This window comes from Pelagibacterium sp. (genome assembly GCF_035555455.1).
Taxonomy (GTDB): domain Bacteria; phylum Pseudomonadota; class Alphaproteobacteria; order Rhizobiales; family Devosiaceae; genus Pelagibacterium.
Genome location: NZ_DATMGM010000035.1, coordinates 1 through 4,828 on the forward strand (window position 1 = coordinate 1; position 4,828 = coordinate 4,828).

General features: G+C 62.2%; 4 protein-coding genes. All 4 read left to right on the plus strand.

Annotated elements, in window-relative coordinates; translation table 11 throughout:
* The first annotated feature begins 747 nt into the window (after nucleotides 1-747).
* The 4 genes from VNS12_RS05990 (at nucleotide 748) to VNS12_RS06005 (ending at nucleotide 4,538) form a co-directional block, all read left to right on the plus strand.
* Entirely contained in the window at nucleotides 748-1,155 is a 408-nt protein-coding gene (locus VNS12_RS05990; RefSeq protein ID WP_325486932.1) for a VOC family protein, read from the plus strand.
* Between the two features lie 193 nt (nucleotides 1,156-1,348).
* Nucleotides 1,349-2,851, plus strand: a complete 1,503-nt coding sequence (gene guaB / locus VNS12_RS05995) for an IMP dehydrogenase (RefSeq protein WP_325486933.1) — start codon at nucleotides 1,349-1,351, stop codon at nucleotides 2,849-2,851.
* A complete protein-coding gene (locus VNS12_RS06000; protein ID WP_325486934.1) occupies nucleotides 2,852-4,141 on the plus strand; it encodes an RsmB/NOP family class I SAM-dependent RNA methyltransferase in 1,290 nt (429 codons plus the stop codon).
* 4 nt (nucleotides 4,142-4,145) lie between these two features.
* Nucleotides 4,146-4,538, plus strand: coding sequence for a hypothetical protein (locus tag VNS12_RS06005; RefSeq protein WP_325486935.1), 393 nt, complete (start codon nucleotides 4,146-4,148; stop codon nucleotides 4,536-4,538).
* Nucleotides 4,539-4,828: the final 290 nt, after the last annotated feature.

Here is a 4,828-nt window from a genome sequence, read left to right on the forward strand (position 1 = left end):
CTTATCCCCGCGCCCTCACCCTCAAGCCCCTCTCCCCACACCGGCGAGGGGGGGCCTTTCGCTGCGCCTGCGATCCTCTCGCACCTCCGAGCATACTGGATCCCGGGTCTTCGCCCGGGATGACTCCGGTGGGGTAAAGTCCGCAGCGCTTTCCCACCCACCCCGTGTCATCCCGGACCTGATCCGGGATCCAGTAACCGGCAGCGCCGCCGCTCTATCCCCACCACTGCCCCCCCGAACCACCCCCACTTATCCCCGCACCCCCAATCTCCCCCATACTCTCCCTCACGACCCCGCTTACATGGACGCAAGCGCAACGAACGTTTGGGCGGGGTCGGTTCGGGTTCCTCATGGGTCGCCATGGGGAAGGCCCAAAGCGGACAGATGGCCGGATGTGGATACCATGTGGGCAAAACCCTCCCACGTCGCACCGGGGAAACCCGGAGGGGCACCCTTAAACCGCCGTGAGGTGGTTTAGACAATCCCCAGCCCGAGATCGCCGCCATAAGCCCAAAACCCCGGATGCGTGGGGCGATGATCGCTTCATACTAACTACCAAACGTGCGGAGCGCTCATCGCCCCATGCCGTTCATCGACAGCCATCCCTCCGAAGCCCACCGGCTGTCGGGCGCTTCCGCGAGCCTCGCCCTAAAAAACTCAAAAATCTTTTCCGTGTGTCGGAAACCGCCAGCCTGTCCCGTCGTTACGAAATCGAGGAAATTTCCTCCGCTCAATCGAGGACGAACCATGCCCAGGATGATTTTCGTAAATCTGCCGGTTGCCGATCTTGTCGCCGCCACCCGCTTCTACGAGGCGATCGGCTGCACCAAAAACAGCAATTTCTCCGACGAGAACGCATCCTCGATGATGTGGTCGGACGAGATCGTTTTCATGTTGCTCAAGCATCCGTTTTTCTCGACCTTCACGTCAAAACCCATCGCCGACGCCCACACGACCACGGGAGTGCTCATCGCCCTGTCCATGGACAGCCGCGAGGAGGTCGATACCATCACCAACGCTGCAGCAAACGCGGGTGGAAAAGCCGATAGTCGCGAACCTCAGGATATGGACTTCATGTATTCGCGAGCCTTCGAGGATCCCGACGGCAACATTATCGAGCCGGTCTGGATGCGCCCCGACGCCGCGATGGGGTAGGGCTGAACGGGGCGAATCTAAGCCCAAAATTGAGGGCAATGGCGACATTTGCGCGCCATGACCGGCGAGCCCTTTCCAAACCGGCCCGCCGGTGTTAAGTACCCACGCCAACCCGAACCGGCGAGCGCTCACCGCCGGCGGTAAAACCATTCACATTCATCTGTTTTTGATGAAGGGCACGAAAGGGCTGGCCTTGGCGAAGATCATTACTTCCATCACCGGTGACGCCGCGCTCACTTTCGACGACGTGCTGCTCCAGCCCGCCCGTTCGGACGTGTTGCCGACCGATGTCGATATCAGTTCACGCGTCACGCGGGACATTGTTCTCAACCTGCCGATCCTGTCGTCCGCGATGGACACGGTCACCGAGGCGCGCATGGCGATTGCCCTGGCGCAGGCTGGCGGCATGGGCGTCATCCACCGCAACCTCACGCCTGAGCAGCAGGCCGAACAGGTCAAGCAGGTCAAGCATTTCGAATCCGGAATGGTGGTCAATCCCATCACCATCGGCCCCGATGCGACGCTGGCCGATGCCCATGCGCTGATGGACCGCTACCGCATCTCCGGCATTCCCGTTGTGGCCAATGGCGGCACCGGCGGGCGCACCAATGGCAAGCTTGCGGGTATTCTGACCAACCGCGACGTGCGCTTTGCCAGCAACAAAAGCCAGAAGATTTCCGAACTGATGACCCGGGAAGGCCTGATTACGGTCAGCGAGGGTGTCAGCCAGGAGGAAGCCAAAAGGCTCCTGCATCAATACCGCATTGAAAAGCTGCTGGTTGTCGATGATTACGGCAATTGCATCGGCCTGATCACCGTCAAGGATATCGAAAAGGCCCAGCTCAATCCCAACTCCATCAAGGATGAAGAAGGCCGTTTGCGCGTCGCCGCTGCCTCCACCACCGGCGATCAGGGCTTTGAGCGTTCCATGGCGCTCATCGACGCTGGCGTCGATCTGCTGGTCATCGATACAGCCCACGGCCATTCGGTGCGCGTCGCCGAGGCGGTTGAGCGCGTCAAGCGCCAGTCCAACACCACCCGCATCGTGGCGGGCAATGTGGCGACTGCTGAGGCAACCAAGGCGTTGATCGATGCAGGCGCGGACGCCATCAAGGTCGGCATCGGCCCGGGTTCGATCTGCACCACCCGCATCGTGGCCGGTGTCGGGGTTCCCCAGCTCACCGCCGTGATGTCCTGTGCGGAAGAAGCCAACAAGCACGATATCCCGGTGATTGCCGATGGTGGCATCAAGTTCTCTGGCGATCTGGCCAAGGCCCTGGCGGGTGGGGCGTCGTGTGCCATGGTCGGCTCAATGCTGGCTGGAACGGATGAAAGCCCCGGCGAGGTCTATCTCTATCAGGGCCGCTCCTACAAATCCTACCGCGGTATGGGCTCCGTTGGCGCTATGGCGCGCGGGTCCGCCGACCGGTATTTCCAGCAGGAAGTCAACGACACCATGAAGCTCGTCCCCGAGGGGGTCGAGGGCCAGGTTCCCTATAAGGGCCCGGCCAGCGGCGTCCTGCACCAGCTTGCTGGCGGTCTGCGCGCCGCGATGGGCTACACCGGGGCCAAAGACCTCGAAACCTTCCAGCGTGAAGCCACGTTCGTGAAGATTTCGGGCGCGGCGCTCACCGAAAGCCACATCCACAACGTGACCATCACCCGCGAAAGCCCCAACTACACCGGCGGCAAATAAATGCGGTTGCCCGGACGTATTGCAGCGGCCATCGAGGTTCTGGCCGATATGGATGCGCGCAAGCGTCCGGCTTCCGAAGCGCTCAAGGGCTGGGCGCTCGATCACCGCTTTGCCGGTGCTGGCGACCGGGCTGCCATTGGCAATCTGGTCTATGACGCGCTGCGCAAGCGCGCGTCCCACGCCTTCAGGATGGGCGAAGACACCCCGCGCGCACTGGTGCTTGCGGTGGTGGTCCGGGACTGGAATCAGGATGTTAAGTCCTTGAACGAGGACTTCAGCTCCGACCGGTTCGCCCCAGAGCCGATTTCTGAACAGGAAGCCGCAAGGCTTTGCGATGATTCGCACTTTGCAGATGCACCCGATGCGGTGCGCGCGGATGTTCCCGATTGGATCGCGCCCCTGTTGGAAGCTGGCTTTGGCCCGGATTGGATCGCCGAGGGTGAGGGGATGACCACCCGCCCGCCGCTCGACATGCGGGCCAATACGCTCAAATCCAATCGGGAGCGGGTGGGGCGCAGCCTTGCCCGCTTCACCCCTGAGCCGACGGCGATTGCGCCCGATGGTCTGCGCATTCCCGCCGGGCCTGCCGGTGCACGCACCGCCAATGTTCAGGCCGATGAGGGCTATCAGAAGGGCTGGTTCGAGGTTCAGGACGAAGGCAGCCAGCTTGTTGCCCTTCTGGCTGGCGCAAGGCCGGGCGAACAGGTGCTCGATCTGTGCGCCGGAGCAGGGGGCAAAACCCTCGCCATGGCGGCCTCCATGACCAATACCGGCCAGATTTTCGCCTATGACAGCGAGCGAACGCGGCTGGCTCCGATCCATGAACGCCTGCGCCGCAATGGTGCGCGCAACGTTCAGGTCCGCAATCCCGATGCGGGCGCCCTCGACGATCTCGAAGCGCGGATGGACAGGGTTGTGGTCGATGCGCCCTGCACCGGGTCGGGCACCTGGCGTCGCCGTCCCGAGACCAAGTGGCGGCTCACGCCCGCTCAATTGGACATGCGCCTCGGCCAGCAGGCCGAAGTGCTCGACACCGCCGCCCGCTTCGTCAAACCCGGCGGCGAACTGGTCTATATCACCTGCTCGATCCTGCCTCCGGAAAACGACGAGCAGATCGCGGCTTTTCTCTCTCGCCACTCCGGGTTTTCCCCGGTCTCTCTGGTCGCGCGTTGGGATGCACTTTTCCCCAGCGCCGCAAAACCTTTGAGTCGGGATGGCAATACGGTTACCCTCACCCCCGCATCGACCGGCACCGATGGGTTCTTTTGCGCGGTGCTCAAGAGGGGGTAGGGGCATGGCAAGACGGTGGATCGCAACGATCTTCGGCGTCTTTTTGCTTCTGGCGGCCCTGACCATCGTTGCCGTCGGCGCCGTCCTGATATTCTCGTCCTCGCCAGAGGATGTACGCTATGATTTTGTCTCGCCCTCGGGCCAGAGCGATCTCTACCTCATCGAAACCTGCCAGCGCGGTGGTTGCAGCCATCAGGCTGTGATGGAAACCCATCGTCGCGATGGCCGTCCCATCCAGCTTCGCTGCGGGCTCGATATCGAGGCCTGCGGGCCGGTCTTTGTCCGGGCCTCGGTCGAATGGCTGGCGGAAGAAAGCGCCATCATCATTTCGTATTTCGACGACGATGGCCGCATCAACACCCTCCCGGTCGATTTCGCGAACGACTGCAATGCGTGATTCGCTCACTGGAAAGCGTGGGCATATGAACCACCCCGGATGCGAGGGACATCCGGGGTGGCTGCAAAAGGCCTGAGGGCATGGGACCGCAACGGCCTTTTGACCGGGAAGCACGACAAGACGCCTCTGGCCGCGCATAACCCGTTTTTCCGGGACCACTGGCCAAGCACTGGCCAATCGGTTGCCTGAACAACGTCGAACTTTGCAGTGGGTTGCACGCGCGGATGATTATTTGCGGCGAGACGCCCCATTGCCCGCCGCTGCGATTCCGATTAAAGCCTCGTCATGCA